Source organism: Lentilitoribacter sp. JB5-8 (genome assembly GCF_055693385.1).
In genome coordinates, this window is the sequence record NZ_CM146332.1 from 606,034 (window position 1) to 630,804 (window position 24,771).

22 protein-coding genes are annotated in these 24,771 nt (G+C 43.5%); 8 read left to right on the forward strand and 14 right to left on the reverse strand.

Going from position 1 to position 24,771, the window contains the following annotated elements; all coding sequences use genetic code 11:
- Nucleotides 1–113 precede the first annotated feature (113 nt).
- The 3 genes from ACZ1GZ_RS02920 to htpX form a co-directional block, all read right to left on the reverse strand.
- Complete coding sequence (locus ACZ1GZ_RS02920) at nucleotides 114–1,805, reverse strand: heparinase II/III family protein (RefSeq protein WP_472666928.1); 1,692 nt, start codon at nucleotides 1,803–1,805, stop codon at nucleotides 114–116.
- A gap of 147 nt (nucleotides 1,806–1,952) precedes the next feature.
- On the reverse strand, nucleotides 1,953–3,299 hold the full coding sequence (locus ACZ1GZ_RS02925) for an RsmB/NOP family class I SAM-dependent RNA methyltransferase (protein ID WP_472666929.1): 1,347 nt from the start codon (nucleotides 3,297–3,299) through the stop codon (nucleotides 1,953–1,955).
- A gap of 12 nt (nucleotides 3,300–3,311) precedes the next feature.
- Nucleotides 3,312–4,364, reverse strand: coding sequence for a zinc metalloprotease HtpX (gene htpX / locus ACZ1GZ_RS02930; RefSeq protein ID WP_472666930.1), 1,053 nt, complete (start codon nucleotides 4,362–4,364; stop codon nucleotides 3,312–3,314).
- Between the two features lie 115 nt (nucleotides 4,365–4,479).
- Between htpX and ACZ1GZ_RS02935 the strand changes: the two genes are divergently transcribed.
- Both ACZ1GZ_RS02935 and ACZ1GZ_RS02940 read left to right on the forward strand, forming a co-directional pair.
- Complete coding sequence (locus tag ACZ1GZ_RS02935) at nucleotides 4,480–4,722, forward strand: DUF1674 domain-containing protein (protein ID WP_315946373.1); 243 nt, start codon at nucleotides 4,480–4,482, stop codon at nucleotides 4,720–4,722.
- A gap of 182 nt (nucleotides 4,723–4,904) precedes the next feature.
- On the forward strand, nucleotides 4,905–5,624 hold the full coding sequence (locus ACZ1GZ_RS02940) for a DUF1013 domain-containing protein (protein WP_472666931.1): 720 nt from the start codon (nucleotides 4,905–4,907) through the stop codon (nucleotides 5,622–5,624).
- A 76-nt stretch (nucleotides 5,625–5,700) separates the two neighbouring features.
- On the opposite strand, the gene ACZ1GZ_RS02945 is transcribed toward ACZ1GZ_RS02940, so the two are convergent.
- From ACZ1GZ_RS02945 to ACZ1GZ_RS02955, 3 genes are all read right to left on the reverse strand, one after another.
- Nucleotides 5,701–6,483 (reverse strand): SDR family NAD(P)-dependent oxidoreductase, encoded by a 783-nt coding sequence (locus tag ACZ1GZ_RS02945; protein ID WP_315946375.1) that lies wholly within the window; start codon nucleotides 6,481–6,483, stop codon nucleotides 5,701–5,703.
- Nucleotides 6,484–6,543: 60 nt separating this feature from the next.
- On the reverse strand, nucleotides 6,544–8,439 hold the full coding sequence (locus ACZ1GZ_RS02950) for a propionyl-CoA synthetase (protein ID WP_472666932.1): 1,896 nt from the start codon (nucleotides 8,437–8,439) through the stop codon (nucleotides 6,544–6,546).
- A gap of 92 nt (nucleotides 8,440–8,531) precedes the next feature.
- Nucleotides 8,532–9,200, reverse strand: coding sequence for a YggS family pyridoxal phosphate-dependent enzyme (locus ACZ1GZ_RS02955; RefSeq protein ID WP_472666933.1), 669 nt, complete (start codon nucleotides 9,198–9,200; stop codon nucleotides 8,532–8,534).
- 218 nt (nucleotides 9,201–9,418) lie between these two features.
- Between ACZ1GZ_RS02955 and leuS the strand changes: the two genes are divergently transcribed.
- Genes leuS through holA form a run of 3 tightly spaced genes read left to right on the forward strand, consistent with a single transcriptional unit; the run spans nucleotide 9,419 to nucleotide 13,580 of the window.
- Nucleotides 9,419–12,037, forward strand: coding sequence for a leucine--tRNA ligase (gene leuS, locus ACZ1GZ_RS02960; RefSeq protein WP_472666934.1), 2,619 nt, complete (start codon nucleotides 9,419–9,421; stop codon nucleotides 12,035–12,037).
- Complete coding sequence (locus ACZ1GZ_RS02965; RefSeq protein ID WP_472666935.1) at nucleotides 12,027–12,536, forward strand: hypothetical protein; 510 nt, start codon at nucleotides 12,027–12,029, stop codon at nucleotides 12,534–12,536. The genes leuS and ACZ1GZ_RS02965 overlap by 11 nt, the downstream gene beginning before the upstream one ends.
- Before the next feature lie 15 nt (nucleotides 12,537–12,551).
- On the forward strand, nucleotides 12,552–13,580 hold the full coding sequence (holA, locus tag ACZ1GZ_RS02970) for a DNA polymerase III subunit delta (protein WP_472666937.1): 1,029 nt from the start codon (nucleotides 12,552–12,554) through the stop codon (nucleotides 13,578–13,580).
- 9 nt (nucleotides 13,581–13,589) lie between these two features.
- Here the strand turns inward: holA and ACZ1GZ_RS02975 are convergent, their stop codons facing one another.
- The 8 genes from ACZ1GZ_RS02975 to hemE form a co-directional block, all read right to left on the reverse strand.
- Entirely contained in the window at nucleotides 13,590–14,474 is an 885-nt protein-coding gene (locus ACZ1GZ_RS02975) for a ParB/RepB/Spo0J family partition protein (RefSeq protein WP_472666938.1), read from the reverse strand.
- 32 nt (nucleotides 14,475–14,506) lie between these two features.
- Complete coding sequence (locus ACZ1GZ_RS02980) at nucleotides 14,507–15,301, reverse strand: ParA family protein (protein WP_472666939.1); 795 nt, start codon at nucleotides 15,299–15,301, stop codon at nucleotides 14,507–14,509.
- Nucleotides 15,302–15,338: 37 nt separating this feature from the next.
- Complete coding sequence (gene rsmG / locus ACZ1GZ_RS02985; protein ID WP_472666940.1) at nucleotides 15,339–15,962, reverse strand: 16S rRNA (guanine(527)-N(7))-methyltransferase RsmG; 624 nt, start codon at nucleotides 15,960–15,962, stop codon at nucleotides 15,339–15,341.
- 10 nt (nucleotides 15,963–15,972) lie between these two features.
- Nucleotides 15,973–17,841, reverse strand: a complete 1,869-nt coding sequence (mnmG, locus tag ACZ1GZ_RS02990) for a tRNA uridine-5-carboxymethylaminomethyl(34) synthesis enzyme MnmG (RefSeq protein ID WP_472666941.1) — start codon at nucleotides 17,839–17,841, stop codon at nucleotides 15,973–15,975.
- A 99-nt stretch (nucleotides 17,842–17,940) separates the two neighbouring features.
- Nucleotides 17,941–19,266 (reverse strand): tRNA uridine-5-carboxymethylaminomethyl(34) synthesis GTPase MnmE, encoded by a 1,326-nt coding sequence (gene mnmE / locus ACZ1GZ_RS02995; protein WP_472666942.1) that lies wholly within the window; start codon nucleotides 19,264–19,266, stop codon nucleotides 17,941–17,943.
- A 38-nt stretch (nucleotides 19,267–19,304) separates the two neighbouring features.
- Nucleotides 19,305–20,570, reverse strand: coding sequence for a transcription termination factor Rho (gene rho / locus ACZ1GZ_RS03000; protein WP_472666943.1), 1,266 nt, complete (start codon nucleotides 20,568–20,570; stop codon nucleotides 19,305–19,307).
- Between the two features lie 144 nt (nucleotides 20,571–20,714).
- Nucleotides 20,715–21,236 (reverse strand): protoporphyrinogen oxidase HemJ, encoded by a 522-nt coding sequence (gene hemJ / locus ACZ1GZ_RS03005; RefSeq protein WP_472666945.1) that lies wholly within the window; start codon nucleotides 21,234–21,236, stop codon nucleotides 20,715–20,717.
- A complete protein-coding gene (hemE, locus tag ACZ1GZ_RS03010) occupies nucleotides 21,233–22,264 on the reverse strand; it encodes a uroporphyrinogen decarboxylase (protein WP_472666946.1) in 1,032 nt (343 codons plus the stop codon). Before hemE ends, hemJ begins: the two co-directional genes overlap by 4 nt.
- A gap of 448 nt (nucleotides 22,265–22,712) precedes the next feature.
- On the opposite strand from hemE, the gene ACZ1GZ_RS03015 reads away from it, so the two are divergent.
- Genes ACZ1GZ_RS03015 through coaE form a run of 3 tightly spaced genes read left to right on the forward strand, consistent with a single transcriptional unit; the run spans nucleotide 22,713 to nucleotide 24,753 of the window.
- Nucleotides 22,713–23,312: a Maf-like protein gene (locus ACZ1GZ_RS03015; protein WP_472666947.1), complete on the forward strand. Its 600-nt coding sequence runs from the start codon at nucleotides 22,713–22,715 to the stop codon at nucleotides 23,310–23,312.
- Between the two features lie 3 nt (nucleotides 23,313–23,315).
- Complete coding sequence (locus ACZ1GZ_RS03020; RefSeq protein WP_472666948.1) at nucleotides 23,316–24,161, forward strand: shikimate dehydrogenase; 846 nt, start codon at nucleotides 23,316–23,318, stop codon at nucleotides 24,159–24,161.
- 7 nt (nucleotides 24,162–24,168) lie between these two features.
- Entirely contained in the window at nucleotides 24,169–24,753 is a 585-nt protein-coding gene (gene coaE, locus ACZ1GZ_RS03025) for a dephospho-CoA kinase (protein WP_472668216.1), read from the forward strand.
- Nucleotides 24,754–24,771: the final 18 nt, after the last annotated feature.

Consider the following 24,771-nt stretch of genomic DNA (forward strand, 5'->3'; position numbering starts at 1 on the left):
GCGCCGATAAATTCAAAAATCTGGCGGAACCGGTAAAATATGAAGGTGATGGCGATCCGTTAACATGAAAACATGCAGAAAGAAAACAGCTGGACTTATAAAAGGGGTAAAAACTAGCTGACTTCAACAGCCTTTAAGATCCAAGCTATGCGGTGATGTTCGCTGGAATTGAAAGAAACACAAATTTGTTCGCTTCTGCGCGTGCCTAAGACATCAGCAAAAAAGATGTCCTGCTCTATCTTCGGCTTAACCGTTGCATTAAATATCCAGCGATCTCCATCATGGGTATTAAGTAAAATGGAACCATCGGTAAGTTGTTCAAGTTGAACTGAGGGGTGGATATGAAAACGAATATCAACTTCGCGTCCAATAGAAGCCTTATGTTCAGCACCGCCTGCCGCCTCTAAAATATCGAGCCCAGAAAGCAATTTTCCATCTCGATCTAGCCTGATCTGTCTTTGATGAACAAGACCAAAAGCATTTCGGTACCCATCATGAGACGCACGAATACCCATATGATCTTCATTACTAAGATCTTCTAAAACAATCTCTTTGGGACCATGCACAAAAATAGGTCCCAAATAATCCGATCCAGACACGCGCGAAGAGGATGTGTTTTCGATAACCAGCGCTGAATGTGCAGCTGTTAATCGCGCAAATTCTCCAAATCGTGAGACTTGAAATCTTGGCGCACCTGAATTGACAATTAATCGATTGGCACCATTTGAAAATTCAAATGACAAACAACCCGCATGTGCTTTGCGCGAAACGGTACCCTTTGGACTATAGCCATTATCCATAAGCACAATACTTTTAGCGGCTTCTAAGCGCGTAAATCCGCTTTGTGATAGGTTGACCGGCAATTGCGCACCTGTTTCATCATTTTGCAAAATAGACATCAAAAAATTTGCTGATGTATGTGTTGCGCCATTAAACAGCGCTATTTCGCCACTGGAATGACGGAAAAAGCGCAATGCAACAAACATACGGTCAATTGCAGGCAGCATCGACAATGGCAATGCTGACCCCAGATTGATATAAGTTTGGCGCAACGGCAACAGATCAGCTAAGATGTTTAAGACCACTTGCGGGTTTCGCGACACATGACCACCATCTGCAAAGATCTGATTATCCAACTCCTCGTCAAGTGCATTGGAGGCTGATTTAAGCAAAGTATTTGATGAGGGTAGGCAAAGGCTCGCCATTGCAACGGCGATACGCGCTTGTAATCGCCAGGTCGGATTTCTATGAGAAGGTGCTGAACGCCGTAAGAACCTGATATGAAGCGCAATGTTTGCCATAAATCTTCTATAAAAATCATGATCTGCATCAGCCAAAATAATTGGCGAATGAGATAGCCAAGATATCAAACGTTTTGAAGCGATATCCAATTCCCACGCCGGCCCTTTTAAACGCTTTGAATGGTGAACCATCCAGCTGGCAACTAGTCTTTGGGCCAGAAATCTTGTGTCCTCATCATCACTGGCACGCAAATGTCGAAGCCATCTAAAACCATGCAGTTCGTTGAAAAATTCATCGTGAGGCAGCTGTATTTCAAAAGGGGATTTATCCTCGATCTCAAAAACCTTATCGGCCAAGGGATAACGGCCTGACGCCATTTCCTTTGCAATGAACGCATCAGATGTGCGAAGATCAACCGGCGCAAGCATAAGCCTATCAGGCGATGCCCCACTAAATCTAAGTGGCGACATCCATCCCAACATAATCCGCCGATTAAACCGTTTCCACGTTTCCGTAAAATACAGTCTGAACGGCGCTCCGACATTTGTCGATTTTGCGACCAATCCCATCCCCTATCGGTTTTGTCCGATATTTCCCAAATTACTGGCCTTGTTCAAAAGCCAGCAACTCATCCAGAGGGTAAGCTTAACGAATTACCAAATGTTTTAAAATAGCCCTAAATAGTGATTGGAATATAAAAATCTGATGATTTAGTGTTTTTTACGAAGAATTGCAGCAAAAAAGCCGTCGACCCCCTGCAATTGAGCATCTTCTTTCACACAAAAGTCGGGTGTCGTGCGCACAAAACCTTCTTGAGTAATTGCTGTTTCAAAGCCCTGACAGTTTTCACGATCAGCTGGCACAAGCTCAACTTTATCTAAGTTTTCTTCAATATAGCGTAAGATCATGTCTTCGCCTTCATCAGGTTCAAGAGAACAGTTTGAAAAGACAACCACACCGCCAGGCTTAATCAAACTAATCGCATGGTCAAGCAGACCCTTTTGAACACCTGCAAGATAGGTAATATCATCTAAGTCTTTGGTCCAAACGACGTCTGGATGCCGCCTTATCGTACCTGTCGATGAACATGGCGCATCTAACAACGCCATATCAAATAATTCTTCAACTTCGTATTTTTCCATGCGGGACAATTGTGTATCGGCTTTGAGTTTAAGGCGCGCTAAATTTTCGTTTAAGCGGTTCAAGCGACTTTTTGAGCGATCAAGAGCCGTCACATCAGCGCCAGCAAGAATTAGCTGAGCTGTTTTCCCACCTGGTGCCGCGCAAAGGTCAATCACACGTTTATTACTCAGATCACCAAATAAACGCGCTGGCAAAGAGGCCGCGGCATCCTGCACCCACCATTCACCATCCTCAAAACCTTCTAGAGACTGAATTGGTCCTTCAAGCTTTTCTAGTCTCACAGACCAATCTGTGAGTTTCGTTCCACCTAGTTTTTCAGCCCATTTATCTGCATCTGATTTAACCGTGATATCGACAGGTGCTGGTTTGGACATTAATGCCATCATACCGCGCGCTCGGTTAAAACCATATGATTTTGATAATTTCTTAGCATACCAATCTGGCAGCATTGCTGTCTTTTCGCCAAGCTTTGGCAGCATTTTGTCTTTCTCACGCGCCATACGGCGCAAGATCGCGTTGACCAGATTAGCAAATCTTCTATTACGAGGATCGATATTGGCCTGCTCAACCGCCAAATCTACTGCTGAATGATCTGGAACATCGAGATATAAAATCTGTGCGGCACCAATTCGCAAAATGTGACGAAGCGATACAGCCCCCGATGGCAACGGCTTTTCCAATAAATGGTCCAGGAACTTTTCAATGATCTGATAGTTCCGCAACGTGCTCAGCAATATTGCTTTTACTAACAAACGGTCTTGATCTGTAAGATCCAGATATGCGGGATTGCCACCTTTTAAATCTAGCAAGCCATCCATAGATGTTTTCTTATCAATGATAGCTGATAATAACTTACTTGCAGCCTGGCGCGAAGATAACCCGGGCTTATCATAACGTCTTTGGTGATCAGTCAAAAAATCCGAACCTTATTTTTTAGCGCCCTTTCGGCCCCAAGGTCCGGGTAGATCAGTTGATTTTGGCGCGGGCTCAGGTTTTACATCCTTTTCCGGGCGCTTATTCTCATACTGCTCACGCTGGTGTTCCCAAGGTGTCGTTGTAGATGGCGTCGTTGTAGATCGCATATGCGCGTCTCGATCGGAATTGTCAAATCTATCATCTTCATATTGATCATATTGGCTTGAAAACTCTGCTTCCATCTGACGAAGTGCTTTAATTCGGTTCTCTGTTGCAGGGTGCGTTGAAAATAGATTATCAGCCCGCTGACCATTAAGCGGATTGATAATAAACATATGAGCTGTTGCGGGATTACGTTCCGCATCCTCATTGACTGTGCGACCGCTCGCGGCTGCAATCTTTTCCAGCGCTGAGGCCAACCACATCGGATTATCGCAAATTTCTGCACCTCGACGATCCGCTGAATACTCACGCGTGCGGCTGATCGCCATTTGAACGATCATCGCAGCAAATGGTGCGACAATCATCGCAGCCAAGACGCCGATAAATCCAAGTGGGTTATTTCTATTGCCACCAAAGAACATGGCAAAATTCCCAAGCATCGAAATCGCACCTGCAAGCGTTGCCGTTATCGTCATCGTCAACGTGTCTCGATTTTGAATATGGGCCAATTCATGCGCCATAACCCCGGCGACTTCTTCGCGAGTTAAGGCGTTTAAAAGTCCGGTTGTTGCGGCAACAGCTGAATTTTCTGGATTGCGACCGGTGGCAAATGCATTGGGTTGCGGATTATCAATGATATAAACCTTAGGCATCGGCAATCCAGCACGTTGAGCCAATTGTTCAACAATCCCATAATATTCAGGCGCGTTCTTGCGGTTCACCTCTTTAGCGCGGTGCATGGAAAGCACCATTTTATCCGATTTCCAATAGGAGAACAGGTTCATACAAGCCGCAATCACCAGCGCGATCATCATGCCGCCAGTTCCACCAATCATGAAACCAACACCCATAAAGAGTGCCGTCATAAAAGCGATCAGCATTGCTGTTTTGACCATATTCATTTCAATTTTACTCCATTGATCGATCTAGACGATGATATATATACGTAAAGATGGTAGTAAATTACGTCAGTTTCAACATTAATATGACAAACACGGATTACGAAAGGTCAGATCCATGAGTGCCGATCAGCAAGATCACAGCAATGAAGAAAACGCTAAACCTTCTGAACAAGAAGCCGTTGTTGTGAAAAAAGAATTGTCTGATGTTGCTAAACGCGCATTGGCTGAGGCTGAAGAACGCCGCAAGTTAGCCGATGAAAAACGCGAAGAAATAGCCAAAGAATATGGTGGCCGTGGCGGGGCTGATCCTTCACGATTTGGCGACTGGGAAATTGATGGCAGAGCCATCGATTTTTGATCTATTGGCTCAGCGATGAATTAGAAGTTTTAACGTAGCAAGAAGCGAAAACTTTTCTTTAATTCTGCACAATTGCATTTTGTTAAAAATCTAGCTATAAGCTCAAACAATTCTCCGGAAATTGTGGTAAACTACCCCACGGCTCGCGTAACCGGCGCGATGCTTAAGAAAAGGATTCGTCTATGGCACAGCAGCTACTCATGCCAAAAGCAACAGCGATTTGGCTCGTTGATAACACGGCACTAACATTTGATCAGATTGCGCTTTTTTGTAAGCTTCATCCGCTCGAAGTTAAAGCGATTGCTGACGGCGAAGCTTCACAAGGCATTAAGGGTTTGGATCCAATCTCAACGGGTCAGCTGACACGTGAAGAGATTAAAAAAGGTGAAGAAACGCCAACACATAAATTGGTGCTTTCAACATCGAAAGTTCACTTGCCTGAGAAAAAGCGCAAAGGCCCACGTTACACACCATTGTCAAAACGTCAGGATCGCCCAAATGCGATTTTGTGGTTGGTACGTAATCACCCAGAACTTAAAGACGCTCAAATCTCTCGTCTGGCTGGAACAACCAAAAACACAATTGCTCAAATTCGCGATCGTACACACTGGAACTCAGCTAACCTTACACCAATGGATCCGGTATCTCTTGGTTTGTGTTCGCAGATTGATCTGGACATGGAAGTTGAGAAAGCTGCGAAAAACCGTCCTGCAATGGAACCTGCAGCTCAAGGTGAAACACTAATGCCTGCTGAGCAGACACAAACATTTGCTGGTGATTTGAACACACCTGCAGAACCTGCTGAAAATGATATGGACAAAGAATACGATGCTGATTCGGTCTTTGCGAGCCTCTCATCCCTTAAAGGCGATGAAGATGAAGCTGGTGAAGAAAACAGCTAATCAGCTGGCACGATTCACGTGAAACATTTAAGGCTGGTATTCAATAAGAGTACCAGCCTTTTTCTATTGTGCTATACTAACTATCGTCATCCATCTGCATGGAATAGCCAAGTGGCATCCGACCGCCATCTGTATAGATAATCTCACCCGTAATATAACTTGCATCTTTAGACGCCAGAAAAGCTGCAACAGAAGCGATCTCAGATGGATCACCAATACGGCCCATCGGTGTGCGTTCTAAAATTCGTTTCTCAGCTGACTTATCAGCCAGAACAGTAGCAAGCATTTCAGTTTTAATCGAACCAGGTCCGATGCCATTAACGCGAATACCATAAGGCGCAAGAGCCACGGCCATCACGCGGGTTAACTGTTTCACGGCACCTTTAGAGACGGTGTAAGCGATCTGCGAAGGCAAAACCATAGTGTCATTCACAGATGAAATATTGATGATAGAGCCCGGGTTCTCCCCCTGCTCCACACGTGAGACAAGATGCTTTGCAACGGCTTGGCTTGCTAAGAACATACCCTTGATATTGATATCCATGACCTGATCAAAATCTTCTTCGGTCATTTCAAGAAACTCGCCAGCTTTAACAACACCGGCATTATTGACCAACAGATCAATCTTGCCAAAGGCACTTAGTGTTTCAGCTATCAAATTATGCACATCGATGCGATCACCAATATTGCCAACAAAGACCTCGACCTCTCCCAAAGGGGATAGCTTGGTTTGAGCCTCAAGGACTTTTGCCTCATTGATGTCACTGATCATGACCTGAGCGCCATCTTTAATAAATCGCTCGGCAATAGCAAAACCGATGCCTTGTGCGGCACCGGTAACGATAACTGACTTTACCAAGGTATTCTCCCTTTGGTGTGTTTAGCAATGAAGTGGGTCTGGTTAGACCCAATTTAGACCCTAGCTGCGATAAACATCAATGGCTGATTTGATCTCATCCAAGATCGCAGGATCATCAATCGTTGCTGGCATCTTCCACTCAAGACCATCATAGATCTTCTGCATGGTGCCTCGCAGAATTTTACCTGATCTGGTTTTCGGCAAACGCGGCACCAGAATAACAGATTTAAACGCAGCAACCGGACCAATCAAAGATCGAACCTGCGCGACAATTTCTGCTTCAACTTCCTGAGCTGATTTTTCAACGGCTGAATTTACGACAACAAATCCAATTGGCAATTGACCCTTGAGCTTATCGGTCACACCAACAACTGCGCATTCAGCAACGCTTTCATGAGAGGCAATCGCCTCTTCGATACCGCCCGTTGAAAGTCTGTGGCCTGCAACATTAATAATGTCATCCGTACGAGCCATAATATAAAGATAGCCGTCTTCATCGATGTAGCCCGCATCCGCCGTTTTATAATAGCCAGGGAATTCAGCCATATAGGCATCAATGAAGCGTTCTTCCGCATTCCATAATGTCGGCATAGAACCCGGTGGCAATGGCAATTTTACAACAATGTTACCAAGCTCATTTGCCTCAATCTGCTCACCTTCGTCATTAACGATCTGAACGTCATAACCTGGCATCGGAACCGCCGGCGATCCATATTTAACTGGCAAGAAACCAAGACCCATTGGGTTACCCGCAATTGTCCAACCCGTTTCGGTTTGCCACCAATGATCAATCACTGGAACTTTTAGAACATCTTCCGCCCATTTAATTGTATCAGGGTCTGCGCGCTCACCTGCAAGGAACAAAGCCTCAAAATGCGAGAGGTCATATTTCTTGATGAACTCTGCATTAGGATCTTCTTTCCGAATAGCGCGAAATGCGGTTGGCGCTGTAAACAGCGATTTAACTTTATGCTCTGAGATAATGCGCCAGAACGTCCCTGCATCAGGTGTTCCAATTGGCTTGCCTTCAAACAGGATACCAGGATTTCCTGATAGGAGCGGACCGTAGATAATATATGAGTGGCCAACCACCCAACCCACATCAGACGCTGCCCAGAAAACTTCACCAGGTTTCACGCCGTAAATATTATGCATCGTCCAATTTAGCGCAACAAGGTGTCCACCATTATCGCGAACCACACCTTTAGGCTGACCAGTCGTGCCAGACGTATAAAGGATATAAAGCGGGTCGGTTGCCTTCATCGGCTCGCACGGAACTTCAGCACCTTTGTTGTCTAATAGCGCCTGATCGAAATCAAAGTCGCGCCCTTCAACCATATCTGCAGCTAGCTGTTCGCGCTGATAAATGATCGTCGCTTCTGGCTTATGTTTGGAAAGCTCAATCGCATCATCAAGCAAAGGCTTATACGCAATCGTACGTGCGCCTTCGATACCGCATGATGCAGAGACAACAAGTTTTGCTTCGCAATCATCAATACGCGTTGCCAATTCATTTGCTGCAAATCCGCCAAACACCACAGAGTGGATCGCACCGATGCGCGCGCATGCAAGAACCGCGACAACTGTTTGCGGGATCATCGGCATGTAAATGATAACGCGATCACCCTTGCCAATACCTTTAGCTTTTAGCGCAGCTGAGAATGCTGATACATCGGCCAACAAATCATTATAGGTAAATTTCTTAACTGTGTTGGTAACGGGGCTGTCGTAGATTAGCGCAACATTATCACCCTTGTTATCTTGAACATGTCGATCGAGACAATTGTAACAAGTATTGACCACACCATCGGTGAACCAACGGCCATAGACACCCATGTCTTCATCAAAGATTTTCGTCGGCTCTTCAAACCAATCAATGGCTTTACTTTCTTCCGCCCAAAAGCCCTCAGGGTCTTTTTTCCACGCCTCGTAAACTGAGTGATACATACTAGTCAAATGCTCTCTCCCGCAATTCATGCTCATTTAATCTTATGTTGCAGCACACAATTGAACGAAAATGAGAACGGTTTCAAGCTTTGATATGGAATTTAGGTATAGTCGCGCGCGCCAAAAATAGCTGATCCAACACGCACATGTGTTGCACCAAAAGCAATTGCCGTTTCATAATCACCGCTCATTCCCATAGAGATTGCTGGTAATTCAGCCTTTTGCGCAAGCTTATGCAGCAGAGCAAAATGTGGCCCAGGATTTTCATCAGCTGGCGGAATACACATAAGACCAATGACAGGCAGCGACAATTCGTCTTTGCAAAATTGCACAAACTCAACCGCTTTTGCTGGTTCGATACCCGCCTTTTGAGGCTCTAACCCCGTATTGACCTGAACAAACAATTTCGGACATTTGCCGATCTTTTGAGATTCTTTTGCAATGGAGCGCGCTATCTTTTCGCGGTCTACACTTTCAATCACGTCGAATAATTCGAGCGCATCTGCTGTTTTATTAGATTGCAAGGGTCCTATGAGATGAAGCTCAATACCTGCATTTTTGGATTTTAGTTCTGGCCATTTGCCCTGTGCTTCTTGGACACGGTTTTCACCGAAAACACGCTGACCTTCATCAATCACCTCTTGAATGATCTCAGCGCCATATGTTTTAGAAACTGCAACAAGCTCAAGACTATCAGATGGTTTAAGGGCACCCGCTTTGGCTTTATCAATGTTCTGGCGAACGGTTTGCAGATTTTCCTGAACAGACATTTAAGACCTCATAAGCGATTCACGTGAAACATTTAGCAAATCTACACGTGGGGCATGACAATAGATATTCAGCTATTTAGCGCATCTTTTATCAAATATGAACCGCTTAGCTGTTGACGATTGGAAAGTTTCACGGCTATTGCTCGACAAAATATTTTCAGCAATTGCGCTGAAACAATATCTAAGCCGAATAATACGAGATACTACAGGACAATTTAATGGCCGTTGAACGTTATAATCCGCGACAATCCGAACCGCATTGGCAAAAGGTTTGGGACGAGCATAAAATCTATGAAACAGATAATGCTGACAAGCGCGAAAAATATTATGTCCTGGAAATGTTCCCCTACCCGTCAGGGCGCATCCATATGGGGCATGTTCGCAACTATGCTATGGGCGATGTTGTCGCGCGTTATCGTCGCGCCAAAGGTTTTAATGTTCTTCACCCGATGGGTTGGGATGCGTTTGGTATGCCAGCGGAAAACGCTGCAATGCAAAACAAAACACATCCAAAATCCTGGACCTATGAAAATATCGACACCATGCGTCGCCAGCTTAAATCTATGGGCTTGTCATTGGATTGGTCGCGTGAATTTGCCACTTGCGATGTTGAATATTATCACAAGCAACAACAGCTTTTTGTCGACTTCTTAGACAAAGGTTTGGTTTACCGCAAAAACGCGAAAGTAAACTGGGATCCGGAAGACATGACCGTGCTTGCCAATGAGCAAGTGATCGATGGTCGTGGCTGGCGTTCAGGCGCGCTTGTTGAGCAACGCGATTTGACCCAGTGGTTCTTTAACATCACTGATTATTCGCAGGATTTATTGGACTCTCTTGAAACGCTAGATAACTGGCCTGACAAAGTTCGCCTTATGCAAAAGAACTGGATCGGCAAATCTGAAGGCTTGCAAATTCGCTGGGAGTTGGATGCGCAAACAGCCCCTGAAGGCTTCACCGAATTGGAAGTTTATACAACGCGTCCCGATACCTTGTTTGGCGCATCCTTTATGGCAATCGCCGCTGATCATCCATTGGCGCTTGAAGCAGCCAAGTCAAATCCAGAATTACATGAATTCTGCGAAGAATGTCGCCGAGTTGGTACATCAGCCGCTGCATTGGAAACGATTGAAAAGCATGGGTTTGATACAGGCTTTGAAGTTGTTCATCCGTTTAACAAAGACTGGAAACTAAAAGTCTTCGTCGCAAACTTCGTGTTGATGGAATACGGAACAGGCGCGATCTTTGGTTGCCCATCAGGTGACCAGCGCGATTTGGACTTTGCCAACAAATATGGTCTGCAGGTCACACCTGTTGTCATGCCAGAAGATGGCGATGCAGCAAGCTTCCAAATCACGGAAGAGGCCTATACCGGCGACGGCATCATGATCAATTCCGAGTTCTTAAATGGCATGAAGCCAAAAGAGGCATTTGACACAGTTGCAAAGAAGCTAGATGAAATCGAGTTTAATGGTGCGCCACAAGCTGAATTGAAAACTCAGTTCAAGCTGCGTGACTGGGGCGTTTCGCGCCAACGCTATTGGGGTTGTCCTATTCCGGTTATTCATTGCGATGATTGCGGAGCGGTTCCTGTACCTAAAGCTGATCTTCCGGTCATTCTTCCAGATGATATCAATTTCGATAAACCTGGTAATCCGCTTGATCGCCACCCAACATGGCGTCATGTCGCCTGCCCGTCATGCGGAAAAGATGCAAGACGTGAAACGGATACGATGGATACATTTGTAGATTCATCGTGGTATTTCGCGCGCTTTACCGATCCAAACAACGACAATCCAACGGATCCTGATATGGCAAACCATTGGTTGCCTGTTGATCAATATATCGGCGGTATCGAACACGCGATCTTGCATTTGCTATATTCACGCTTCTTTACCAGAGCGATGCAAAAAGCTGGACATTTGGATATCAAAGAACCTTTTAAAGGTCTGTTCACCCAAGGCATGGTGGTTCACGAAACTTATAAAGGTCCTAATGGATGGATCACACCAGCTGAAATCAACATTAAAGATAACGATGGTATTCGTTCAGCAACAATGATCGACACGGGTGAAACCGTAGAGATTGGCTCCATTGAAAAAATGTCTAAATCTAAAAAGAATGTTGTTGATCCAGATGATATTATTGCATCTTACGGCGCTGATACTGCTCGTTTCTTTATGTTGTCAGATTCGCCACCTGAGCGTGATGTAATTTGGACGGAAGCTGGCGTTGAAGCTGCGCATAAATTCGTTCAACGTATTTGGCGTATTATTGCTGAAGCTGCACCGGAACTGAGCGATGTAAAAGCAGCTTCCGCTATGGAAGGGGAAGCTAATGCAGTTTCAAAAGCAGCGCACAAAACACTTAAACTTGTTGGCGAAGATCTTGAAAAACTCGGGTTTAATAAATCCGTCGCGCGTATTTACGAATATGTGAACACCATCTCACCGATGCTTGCCAAAGTTTCCAAGGGTGAAGCGGATGACACTGTTAAATCAGCATGTCGCGAAGCGAGTGAAATCCTAATTCAATTGATCGCACCGATGATGCCACATTTGGCGGAAGCATGTTGGAGTGAGTTAAATTGTGAAGGAATGGTCGCAAATGCAGCTTGGCCTCAATTTAATCCTGATCTTGTGGCAGAAAATTCGTTTACCTACCCTGTGCAAATTAATGGTAAGAGGCGTGGTGAATTAACCATAGCTGTCGATGCGGACAAAGAGACAATCGAAAAAGCTGTTCTGGCACTTGATTTTGTTGCCGATAAAATCAATGGTCAACCAGTACGAAAATTGATTGTCGTTCCAAAGAGGATTGTGAATATTGTTATTTAGTATCCAAAAGATCAAATCAATCGTTAAGCCGCTTGCTTTGGCGGCGGTTATACCTGTGGCTTTGGCCGGTTGTCAGGTAAAGCCGCTCTATAGTTCGGTATCAACAAACCCAATTGCAGTTTTAGATATTTCACAAGCTGACTCGCGCATTGAACAGGTCACACGAAATCAATTGGTGTTCTTAAATGGTGGTGCACAGCCAGGTGCAGCAGAATATCGTTTGGATTTGAATGTGAGCAGATCTGCTGCGGGCGTGCTTGGGTCTGGCACAGATAATTTGTTCACGGCCGGACGTATGACTGTTTCAGGAAGTTTTACGCTTACAAGATTGTCTGATGGTGAAGTTATTCGCAAAGCAAAGCGTCAAGTGACATCGCAATATGACCTCTCTAATCAGGAATTTTCTAAAATTCGGGCCCTGCAAGATGCAGAAAACCGCGCTGGTCGAGAGCTGGCTGAAGTTATTTACGCTGATATTTCTGCAGCATTACGAAAATAGCCTCACAAATCGCTTATGGGACAGATAAAAGCTCACGAATTTGACGGATTTATTAAAAGGGCCGATCTGCCTTATCGTGTTTTTCTTATATATGGACTAGACACAGGTTTAGTTTCAGAACGTGCATCTGAGATTTCTAAAATATCCGGCGTAGATCTAACAGATGATTTCAATCTTGTTCGTCTCGACGCCGGTGAAATTTCAGCTGATCCAGGACGCTTAGCCGATGAAGCTGGGTCCATCGGGCTTTTTGGAGGCTCCAGGCTGATTTGGATTAAAAATGCCGCCAACGACAAGAAGCTTGTTAGCGCTCTGGATGGCATTTTAGAAGACGTTAGCGACAGTGTTAGTATCATCATTGAGGCTGGCGATCTTAAAAAATCATCCTCTTTACGCAAAACGGTAGAAAAATCTGGTCCGGCTGTTGCCATTCCTTGTTATGCGGATGATGGGCGAGCGTTACAAAACCTTATAGATCAAGAGCTTACCCAAGCAAATATGCGTATAGATATAGATGCGCGCCAATTATTGTTGACATTCTTAGGTGGTGATCGATTGGCAAGTCGCGGTGAGATTCAAAAACTCATCCTTTACTGCCACGGTCAGGAACAAATCCATATTGATGATGTAATTGCTGCTATTGGGGATGCGTCCTCTATATCTGTTGATGAAACAGTCGATGCTATTTTATCTGGAAATATCAATGAGTTAGACAATTCTTTCAATCGAATTATCTCATCAAAAACACCAGTATTCCTAATTCTAAGGTCCTGTCTAATTCAGCTCCAACAGCTAGATTTGATGCGGTCTGAAGTTGAAACTAAGAATAAACGCGCAAGTCAGGTAATGGCCGAACAAGGTCGGTTTATTCATTTCAAACGCAAACCCGTGTTTGAAAAAGCTTTAAATAAATGGAATTGCCAAAAACTCAGGCTAGAAATGGACAAGATATCAAACGCAATTTTAGAGACACGACGAAACGCAACACTTGAAACAAGCATTGCTCGCCAAGCTTTGATGCGCGTTTGTTTGTTAAGTAGATAAAAGCCTTAATTAACCGGCTACGCCAAGCAGTTTACAAATAGAATCAAGCTGTTCTAAAGATTTATAACTAATTTGCAACTTTCCCTTTTCACCCTTGTGATCAAGCTGAACTTTTAGTCCTAGAACATCTGTTAAGCTTTTTTCCAACGCAAGAGTATCAGCATCTTTCTGCACTGGGTCTTTTTTAGAAGTTTGAGTAACGCCATTGATGTCTTCTTGTGCTAATCGTTCTGCATCGCGAACAGATAAACCTTTTTCGACGATAAGTTTTGCAAGTGCGAGCGGATCCGATGTCGAAACCAGCGCACGCGCATGACCCGCTGATAAACTCCCATCAACCAGCATTTCGCGAACACTATCTGGTAGTTTTAACAAGCGAAGGCTATTTGCGACATGTGAACGGCTTTTACCAATCACTTCACCCAAATCATTTTGGGTATAACCGTAATGCGACATTAACTGCTCATAACCAAGTGCTTCTTCAAGCGGATTAAGATCAGCACGTTGAACATTTTCAACAATTGCAATCTCAAGCGCAGTTTTATCATCAACATCACGAACCAGAACCGGAATTTCAGTTAATTCAGCTTGTTGAGCCGCACGCCAACGACGTTCACCAGCAATAATTTCAAATCGATCATTGTTCAATTTACGCACTACAATTGGCTGCACGATACCGTGTTTGCGAATTGAACGCGCTAGATCGACCAGATCGTCATGATCAAAGTTTTGGCGCGGATTTTCTGCATTTCGTACGACAAACTCAATCGGAACCTTTTGGTCAGGATTAATTTTTGGCTCACTTGCTGGCTTATTATTATCGACGTTATCCATCTCGCCAATTAGTGCCGCCAAGCCCCGACCTAAACGTTTTTTTGATTGTTCATCACTCATAAAACAAACCTATCTCTATCAATGGCGCAAAACTATGCAGCTTTGTGGCTTCTTTCTCGTTGAATAACTTCGGATGCCAATTTTAAGTAAGCTTGACTGCCTGAACAGGCCAAATCATACAAAATGGCTGGCTTACCGTAAGATGGCGCCTCTGAAACACGAACATTTCGTGGAATAAGGGTGTGGTAAACCTTTTCTCCCAAGTTTTCTCGCACATCAGCGACAACCTGGTGAGCAAGTTTGTTACGCGAATCATACATCGTCATAACAATACCCTGTATTTCAAGGTCCGGATTGAGGGTATCACGTACTTGTCCAACAGTTTCAAGCAGTTGACTTAAACCTTCAAGCGCAAAAAACTCGCATTGAAGCGGAACCAACACAGAATGTGCTGCTGCCATCGCATTCATTGTCAAAAGGTTTAATGATGGCGGACAATCTATCAATATATAATCATATTGGCTCGCATCTGGCGTATTGAGCACTTTTTTCAATCGAAAAGCTCGCTGACTATCATTTGATATTTCCATCTCAAGACCCAGCAAATCCATTGTAGACGGCACGATATCTAAATTTGGCACCGCTGTTTTCTTGCAAGCTTGGGAAAGCTCAGCTTCATACATAAGTACATCATAAGAAGATAGATCACGATTCGCCCGCTCGATGCCCAAGCCAGTACTTGCATTGCCTTGAGGATCAAGATCCACAATCAGTACATTCTCGCCAATCGCAGCCAAAGCCGTTGCCAAATTGATTGCTGTCGTTGTTTTACCAACTCCACCCTTTTGATTGGCAACTGTAATAATCCGGTTCTTAATCTGAGACATTGCACCCAACTTTTATCAAAAACCACAAAATACTAATCTAAAGTCTCTTGAGGTTATCAATTTGCAAAACAACTGATCCATCCTGAATCTGACTATCATATTTTACCAGATTAAAGTCCCACCGACTACGGGCAAGTTCAATTTCCGACTGATAATCCCGACCTTTATGAAGGTATGTGGATAAATTTTTGTTCTGATGAAACCAAGGTTCCGACATCTCGAGCAAATCATCCAAAGACGCCAGTGCACGGGCTGAAATTGCCTCAATTTCCGGTGCAATATCAAAGGCATCTGCGACTCGAACCGGGTGAACACTTGCTCTCGCCCCAGTTTCAACAATAGCGCTTCGCAAAAATGCAGCTTTCTTTTGATTGCTTTCAATCAAATGCACCCAGCCATCGCCATGTTCCGCCAAACAAATACCTGTCACAATACCTGGAAAGCCAGCACCGCTGCCCATATCTAACCAAACCTTGGGACGTGGGTTTAATGTCCATATTTGAAGACTATCGAGAACATGGCGCTCCCATAGATTGGTCACAGTGGTCGGGGAAACAAGATTGATGGTTTTTTGCCATTTTCGAACGATATCGCCATACTGGCGCAATCTCGCCCATGTTTCACGTGAAACATTCACGGACTCTTCAAAACTTTTAGACATAAGTAACTCGTTAAGACGCAATAGTTGCGCTCTTCCCATTGTGTCTTTTTAAGTAAGTTAAAATCAATGCAATAGCAGCTGGCGTCATACCATCTATCTTATTTGCATGAGCGATAGATTTCGGACGATTAGACTTTAATTTCTGCTTCAGTTCATTAGATAAACCAGGAAGCACGTCAAAATCAAAGTCCCCAGGGATCAATCGCCCCTCCTCGCGTTGCTGTATACGAATATCATTCTTCTGACGATCCATGTAAACTGCATAAGTCGCGTCAATTTCAACTGTTTCTAAAACATTGCGATCAAATTCGGTCAATTCTGGCCAAATCTTCAAAATATCGTCCAATTTAATTTGAGGGTAAGACAAAAGCTTGAACGCTGAGCGACGAATTCCGTCCTTATTCAACTTAAATCCATAAGTTTCTGCCTCATTCGGTGTGAGCGAAAGAGATTCGAAAGATTTTTTACAATCTTCGATGCCTCTCTGCCAGTTTTCAAACCGTGCGCGACGTTCATCTGAGACACAACCGATTTCAATACCTAACGGTGTTAAACGCAAATCAGCATTATCAGCTCGCAAAGTTAGACGAAATTCAGCGCGCGACGTAAACATACGATAAGGCTCTGTTACGCCATGGGTTGTTAAATCATCAATCATCACACCGATATATGATGTACTACGACTGAAAACAATTTCGTCACCGCCCACCGCCTTACGCGCAGCGTTAAGGCCAGCGACTAGCCCTTGAGCACCGGCTTCTTCATACCCGGTGGTACCATTAATTTGACCTGCCAAAAAGAAATTCGGTAGTTTCTTTAATTCTAAAGTTTGCTTCAACTCTCTTGGATCAACATAATCATATTCAATCGCATATCCTGGCTGCAAAATGGTGACATTCTCCAAACCAGGGATCGTACGAATGAAACTATCCTGCACATCTTCCGGTAAAGACGTGGAAATACCGTTTGGATAAACCGTATCATCATCCAAACCCTCAGGCTCCAAAAAGATCTGATGACCGTCGCGATCACCAAATTTAACGATCTTATCCTCAATTGATGGGCAATAACGGGGTCCAACACCTTCGATTTGGCCTGAATACATCGCAGATTTTGAGATATTTTCTTCAATTATCTTATGAGTTGCCATGGTCGTGCGGGTAATCCCACAAGGAATTTGTTTTTGCTTAATCCCATCGGTCATGAAAGAAAATGGCACTGGATCTTCATCTGGTCCCTGTTCCTCAAGTTGGTCCCATGCAATGGTCTTTCCATCTAGCCGAGCTGGTGTACCGGTTTTAAGCCGCTCAAGCTTTAATCCCAAAGCTTCTAGCCTATCAGATAACCCTAATGCCGGCGCTTCATTCATCCGCCCTGCTGGTATTTTTTTATCACCAATATGGATCAATCCGCGTAAAAATGTGCCAGTGGTCAAAACCACGGCTTTACATTTAAAAGAGCGACCGTCTTTGGTTTTTACGCCTGATATTTCATCATTAGACAATTCAAGATCATCAACCTCACCCTCAATAACATCTAAATTATTGATAAGGCTGATATTTTTCTGCATTGATTCTCGATAAAGACGACGATCTGCTTGCGTTCTGGGGCCGCGAACAGCTGGGCCTTTACGTCGATTGAGCATCCGATATTGAATAGCTGCGTCATCAGTGACACGACCCATCAGACCATCCATAGCGTCAATTTCACGAACAAGATGGCCTTTGCCTAAGCCGCCAATGGCAGGATTACACGACATGACACCGATGGTATCAAATTTGTGAGTGATTAAAGCAGTTTTTACACCCAAACGCGCTGAAGCTGACGCAGCTTCACAGCCTGCATGTCCACCACCAATAACGATCACATCGTAACCCATAAATCACCTAATATAATAATGATACTTGTGTTTCACGTGGAACTCTTCTTCAATGTTTCACGTGAGTCATTCATTAAGTACTAAATTGTTTCACGTGAATCATTTACCCACACAAAACTCATTAAAAATAACTCCGAGTAGGTCTTCTACATCAACGCGCCCTGTAATTCTACCCAAATTATGTTGAGATATTCGCAAGTGCTCGCTTCTTAACTCAATGGGTAAATCAGAACTTGAAAGTGCGTATTCAAGCTCTGACACAGCAGACTTTAACAGCTCAACATGCCTACGCCGAGTTGGAACAACCAAATCATCTCGAATACCAGATAATGCTAATTTAGATTTGATAAGGTCTAACAAAGCATCAACATCAGCCGTAGATCGAGTGGAAAGGGAAATATCCGTCTCTTTCTGCCAATGTGCGCCTGAAATATCAGACTTCGTGCCGATAGTAATCAAACTAGAAACATCAACAAAATCATTGGCATATGTATTCGCCACCCGCCCGGGTTCAATCAGATAAAGCACCAGATCAGCTTGAGCAAGTTCACTCTTAGCTTTTCTAATCCCCTCGCGTTCAACTTTACTTTCCGTCTCCCGCAGACCCGCGGTATCCTTTAAAACAACTAGAAACCCTTCAAGATCAAGACGAACTTCCAGAATATCACGGGTCGTACCTTGTTCATCTGATACAATAGCTACTTCTCGACCTGCAATCGCATTCATTAAGGACGACTTTCCCGCGTTAGGCGCGCCAGCAATAACGATAGAAAACCCCGAGCGAGAAATTTCACCAATTTTAGATTTCACAAGATGGTCATTCATTTCATCGATTAATGACGAAATATCACTCCAAATCTGATCAGATACAGATCCCGGTATATCTTCTTCATCCGAAAAGTCGAGCTCAGCCTCAATTAGTGCACGAGATCGCAATATTTGAGCGTTCCATTGCTCATAGAGCCGGCGCAAACCACCATCTGCCTGTTCAACAGCGAGTTTTCGCTGCATTTCGGTTTCAGAAGATAATAGATCTGCTAAACCCTCGGTCTCTGTAAGATCCATTTTTCCATTGTCATAAGCGCGTTTTGTAAATTCGCCCGCTTCCGCAAAACGAAATCCATCTAACGCGCCTAATTCATCAAAAATTGAATCAACAACAGCCCGGCCGCCATGAATATGCAGCTCAGCGCAATCTTCTCCAGTGAATGAATGTGGATCTGGGAAAAATAGCACCAAACCCTTATCAATTAACTGATTGTTTTGTTTCCGAATCGATTTAAGAGAAGCCATCCGCGGCTCCAATTCACCAATTCCAAGCGTTTCGAGAGCGAATCGAACTTGCGAACCCGAAATGCGTATAACCGCTACACCTGCAGGAACAGACCCAGATGATAAGGCAAAGATTGTGTCAAATTCATTCAATTTCACACGCCTTTACATAAAAATAAAGCTAAGCCATTCTAAGTATTCATAGAATCGAAGAATTCTTGGTTGCTTTTCGTCTGTTTGAACTTATCAATTAGGAATTCAATCGCATCGGTTGTTCCCATTGGAGACAGAATACGGCGCAATACAAAGATTTTCTGCAGATCTTGTTTTGGAACAAGCAAATCTTCTTTCCGCGTACCTGATTTCAAGATATCCATTGAAGGATAAATACGTTTATCGGAAACCTTACGATCAAGAACCATCTCTGAGTTACCAGTACCTTTAAACTCTTCAAAGATAACTTCGTCCATACGAGACCCTGTATCAATCAGCGCTGTAGCGATGATTGTGAGCGAACCGCCTTCTTCGATATTACGCGCTGCACCAAAGAAACGTTTCGGGCGTTGCAATGCATTGGCATCAACACCACCTGTTAGAACCTTACCTGATGACGGAACCACTGTGTTATATGCTCGGCCAAGTCTGGTAATTGAATCAAGCAGGATCACCACATCGCGGCCATGCTCGACAAGGCGTTTCGCCTTTTCGATAACCATTTCAGCTACTTGCACGTGACGAACAGCCGGTTCATCAAAAGTTGAAGACACAACTTCACCCTTCACCGAACGCTGCATATCTGTAACTTCTTCAGGACGCTCGTCGATAAGCAGCACAATGAGGTAACATTCAGGATGATTTGCTGTGATAGAATGTGCGATATTCTGTAAAAGAACTGTTTTACCCGTACGAGGCGGCGCAACAATCAAGCCACGCTGACCTTTGCCAAGTGGTGCTACCAGATCAATCACACGACCAGACATGTCTTTATTGGTCGGATCATTAAGCTCCATATTAAAGCGTTCGTCTGGATATAAAGGTGTCAGATTATCAAAATGCACTTTGTGTCTGATCTTTTCAGGATCATCAAAGTTAATTGTGCTGACTTTTAGCAAAGCAAAATAACGTTCGCCGTCTTTTGGGCTGCGAATTGGACCCTCAACAGTATCACCGGTTTTTAATGAAAACTTACGGATCTGCGATGGTGAGATATAAATATCATCAGGACCAGGAAGATAGTTCGCACTTGCTGAGCGCATAAATCCAAAACCATCCTGAAGAACTTCAACAACGCCCTGACCAATGATTTCAACATCTTGTTCAGCGAGTTTCTTCAAAATAGCAAACATCAATTCCTGTTTGCGCATTACACTCGCATTTTCAACTTCAACGCTTTCAGCGAATTCCAAAAGTTCTGTTGGTGTTTTGCTTTTAAGCTCTTGCAGCTTCATTTCTTGCATGAAAAATCCAGATAATATGAATGAGAACGCATCCGCGAGGTAAAACCGAAGGACTCGGGCGGATAAATATAGCTTCTAAATAGCCATTATTGTTCAAAACTGCAAGGGGTTAGCATATTTTAGCTGATCACGTTTCAATTCAGACTAAAACGGTCGGACGATAACCATTACAACGATACCAACCATCAATACAGTTGGTATTTCATTTGCCATGCGCCACTGCTTTTCAGAAAGTTGGTTTTCATCAGCTGCAAAACGCTTTTGCGATTTAGATAACCAACCATGTGCACCTGACATAGCTAAAACCAAAATAAACTTAACCCAGAACCACCCAGCTAGATCAACCAGACCACTGAACATAAGCCATAAACCCGCACCCCAAGTCACCATCATTGCGGGATTTATAATAACTTTCAGTAACTTAAACTCCATGGTCTTCAATTTTTCCGAAACAGGAGAACCCGCTTCTTCACTTGCGTGATACACAAATAATCTGGGTAGATATAACATCCCGGCCATCCAGGAAATGACGGCAATTATATGAAGGGCCTTGATCCAGAGATAGAAGTTCTCATTTTTCCAGGTAAGAGCCAGAAATGCCACAAACAAAATGGAAGCAATTGCCATTAAAGGTTTTTTCGATGATTTAGCTGTAGCTTCACTCATTTTTTAAAGTTCCTAACACGTTCAATCAAACGGGTAACATTTTCAGGATCAGCCTGCGGGGTAATCCCATGACCAAGATTAAAGATCAGCGGTCCATCTGACAAAGTTTCCATAATCCGATCAATACCATCATCGAGCGCCTTACCACCAGTAATCATAAGCATTGGATCTAAATTGCCTTGCACGGCACCTTGTTTTTGCAATTCCTTGGCAAAGCTTAATGGAACAGACCAATCAAGGCCAATCCCGTCTGAACCGACAGCCGTCCGATAATTTCGCAATAAAATTCCAGCACCCTTCGCAAACGCGATGATTTTCGCATTTGGTCTTTGAGCTCTAACTAGATCAATAATTCGCTTCACCGGCCGGATAGCAAACTTTTCAAACTCTGTTTCACCCAAGACACCAGCCCAAGAGTCAAAGATTTGCACAGCATCCGCACCTGCATCTATTTGAGCAATAAGATATTCAGCTGACATATCAGCGAGCAGATCGAGTAGCTTTACAAAAGAAGCTTCATGCTCATAAGCAAATAAACGTGCTGGTGCTTGGTCAGGTGTCCCATGGCCGGCAATCATATAAGTCGCAACCGTCCAAGGCGCACCGCAAAAGCCTAATAAAGTTGTTTCAGCAGGTAATTCAGCTCGTAAACGACGAACTGTCTCAAATACAGGTGCTAGATGCTCTAAAAATCCATCAGCTTGCAACTCTTCAATGCCTTTCACATCTATAGGATCCATTTTTGGACCTTCACCTGCTACAAATCTTACATTACGATCTAAAGCATCAGGAATGACCAAAATATCAGAAAATAAGATAGATGCATCAAATCCATAGCGTCTTATGGGCTGCATAGTTACCTCAACCGCTAAGTCAGGTGTGTAGCACAAATCTAAAAAGTTCGGAGCTTTGGTTCTTGTGGCACGATATTCCGGTAAATAACGTCCTGCTTGTCTCATTAGCCATATGGGTGGTGGGAAAACGGTTTCACCGTCTAATACTCTTAGCAATTTACGCGTTTCGGACACTTATCCACCCCTGCCTATATATAAGAAATGTTTGTATATTTATTTATTGTTATTAGAGTCTGTGAAGATCGGTTATTATATATAACGCACAATCTATCAACAGCCTATCCACATTCTTGTCGCATGACATTTGTAATCTAGATTTGAAAACTATCTGCAAAACAATATATTTTTCAATGTCTTGCTAGAATCCATAAATTTATCCCCAAAACCAGATGATAATTTCAAATTCAAAGCTGATTTAATTCACAGCTATGCCAATTGTGTATAACTTCCGACTTATTCATACGAGTTTTCCAAAATTTTTTCGAAATCTAAGTTATCCAAAGCGGTCAACAGGTGATAAAGAAAAGTGTGGTTAAGAAACTGTTAAAAATTGACTCTGTCAAAGAATCAGATGCGGGAGAAGAATCACACAAGCGGATATAAAACTTGGGTATTCTAAACTATGAATAACAAAATCATACTTGCCTCTCAAAGCATTCACCGCAGTAACTTGATGGAAAATGCAGGCCTAACTTTCATCTCTCAACCGGCTGAGATTGATGAACGCGCAATCGAACTAGCTGTAAAAGGTACCGGCACAACGCCTAAGGAATTAGCGCTTATTCTTGCAAGCGCCAAAGCACTTGATGTGTCGCAGAAAAACCCGGATGCATATGTGATCGGATCAGATCAGACTTTGTCGTTAGATGATGAATTATTTCACAAACCCAAAGATATGGAAGCGGCCCGCCGAACATTGCTAAAATTATCGGGTAAAACGCATGAACTTAATAGCGGAATTTCAATTGCGAAAAATGGTGAAAGTATCTGGCAACATGTTTCTATTGCGGAACTCACGATGCGAGATTTAAGCCCTGAATTTATTGGCAGGCAGTTATCAGATGCAGGCGATGATGTTTTATCTTCAGTGGGCGCTTATCAACTTGAAAAAACTGGTGTGCAATTATTTGAAAAAATCGACGGTGATTTCTTTACAATAGTTGGTCTTCCTATGTTGCCTCTGCTGGCCAAACTCCGCGAACTTAAAGTGATTGAGACTTAATCCATGAAAAATGCATCGAAAAACGCTTTTGTTACCGGGTTTCCCATAAAGCAGTCCAAATCGCCTTTAATACATGGCTTTTGGCTTAACGAACTTAAAATAGATGGATCTTATGACGCCGTCGAACTTGCAGAAGATGGCTTTTCAGAATTTATCGCGCAGCTCAAATCAGGCGAAGCTGATTTTGAAGGCGGTAATGTCACCATGCCTTTTAAAGAAGAAGCTTTTCAATTGGTCGATGAACGCGATGCCATTGCTGAAAAAATCGGTGCGGTGAATACCATCTATCGCAAAGAATGCAAATTGTATGGAACCAATACCGATGCTTATGGTTTTGCCGCAAATCTGGATGATTTGGTACCGCAATGGCGCCCCAAAAAAGATATTGAAAGTAAAGCTGTGGTTTTTGGTGCAGGTGGGGCAAGCCGCGCCATTTTATATGCATTAATAGAGGCTGGGTTTAATGAAATCGCGCTCTATAATCGTACGTTATCACGCGCTGAAACATTGGCTGAAGAATTTGGACGCAGTGTTACAGCATATCAGATTAATGATGTTGATCATGGGCTTAAAAATGCAAACCTTTTCGTCAATACGTCTTCATTAGGAATGCATGGTACGCCTGTTCCTGATTTAAACTTTGCTGCAATGGCAGATGGCGCAATAGCAACAGATATTGTTTACCACCCATTAAAGACCAAATTTTTAGAAAATGCTGAGCTGCAGGGCATAATGATTGCCGACGGTTTTGGCATGTTGTTACACCAAGCCGTGCCTGGTTTTGAGCATTGGTTTGGCAAACGACCAAATGTGACGAAAATCCTGCGTGAAAAGATTCTCAATGGATAATCACGATATGAAAATCATTGGATTAACTGGCTCAATTGGAATGGGGAAAACCACAACAGCGCAAATGTTTGAAAAACACGGTGTTCCCACCATTGATGCAGATGAAATAGTTCATGATCTTTATCAAAATGAAGCGGTTGCTCTGATTGAAGAGGCGTTTCCTGGAACCACAGATGCAAACAGTGTTGATCGGGTAAAATTATCGCAAGCAGTAATCGGAAAATCAGACAATTTTGCAAAACTTGAAGCGATCATCCATCCGCTTGTGCGTCAAAAACAAAATGAATTTATAGATTACCATCGAAAGCAAGGAACGGATCTGGTTTTACTGGATATACCGCTTTTATTTGAGACAAATGCACAGTCGCGTGTAGATATTATTGTCGTTGTCACATGTGATGCAGATATTCAAAAACAACGTGTTTTAGCGCGCAAAAATATGAGCGAGGAAAAATTCGCGGCAATTTTAGAAAAACAGATACCGGACGCAGAAAAACGCAAATTAGCTGACCATATTGTGGATACTTCGGAGAGTTTTGAAAAAACCGAAGCGCAAGTTGTGGCGTTGTTAGAGACCTTAAGGCTAAACTGAGAAACCAAATCACATCTT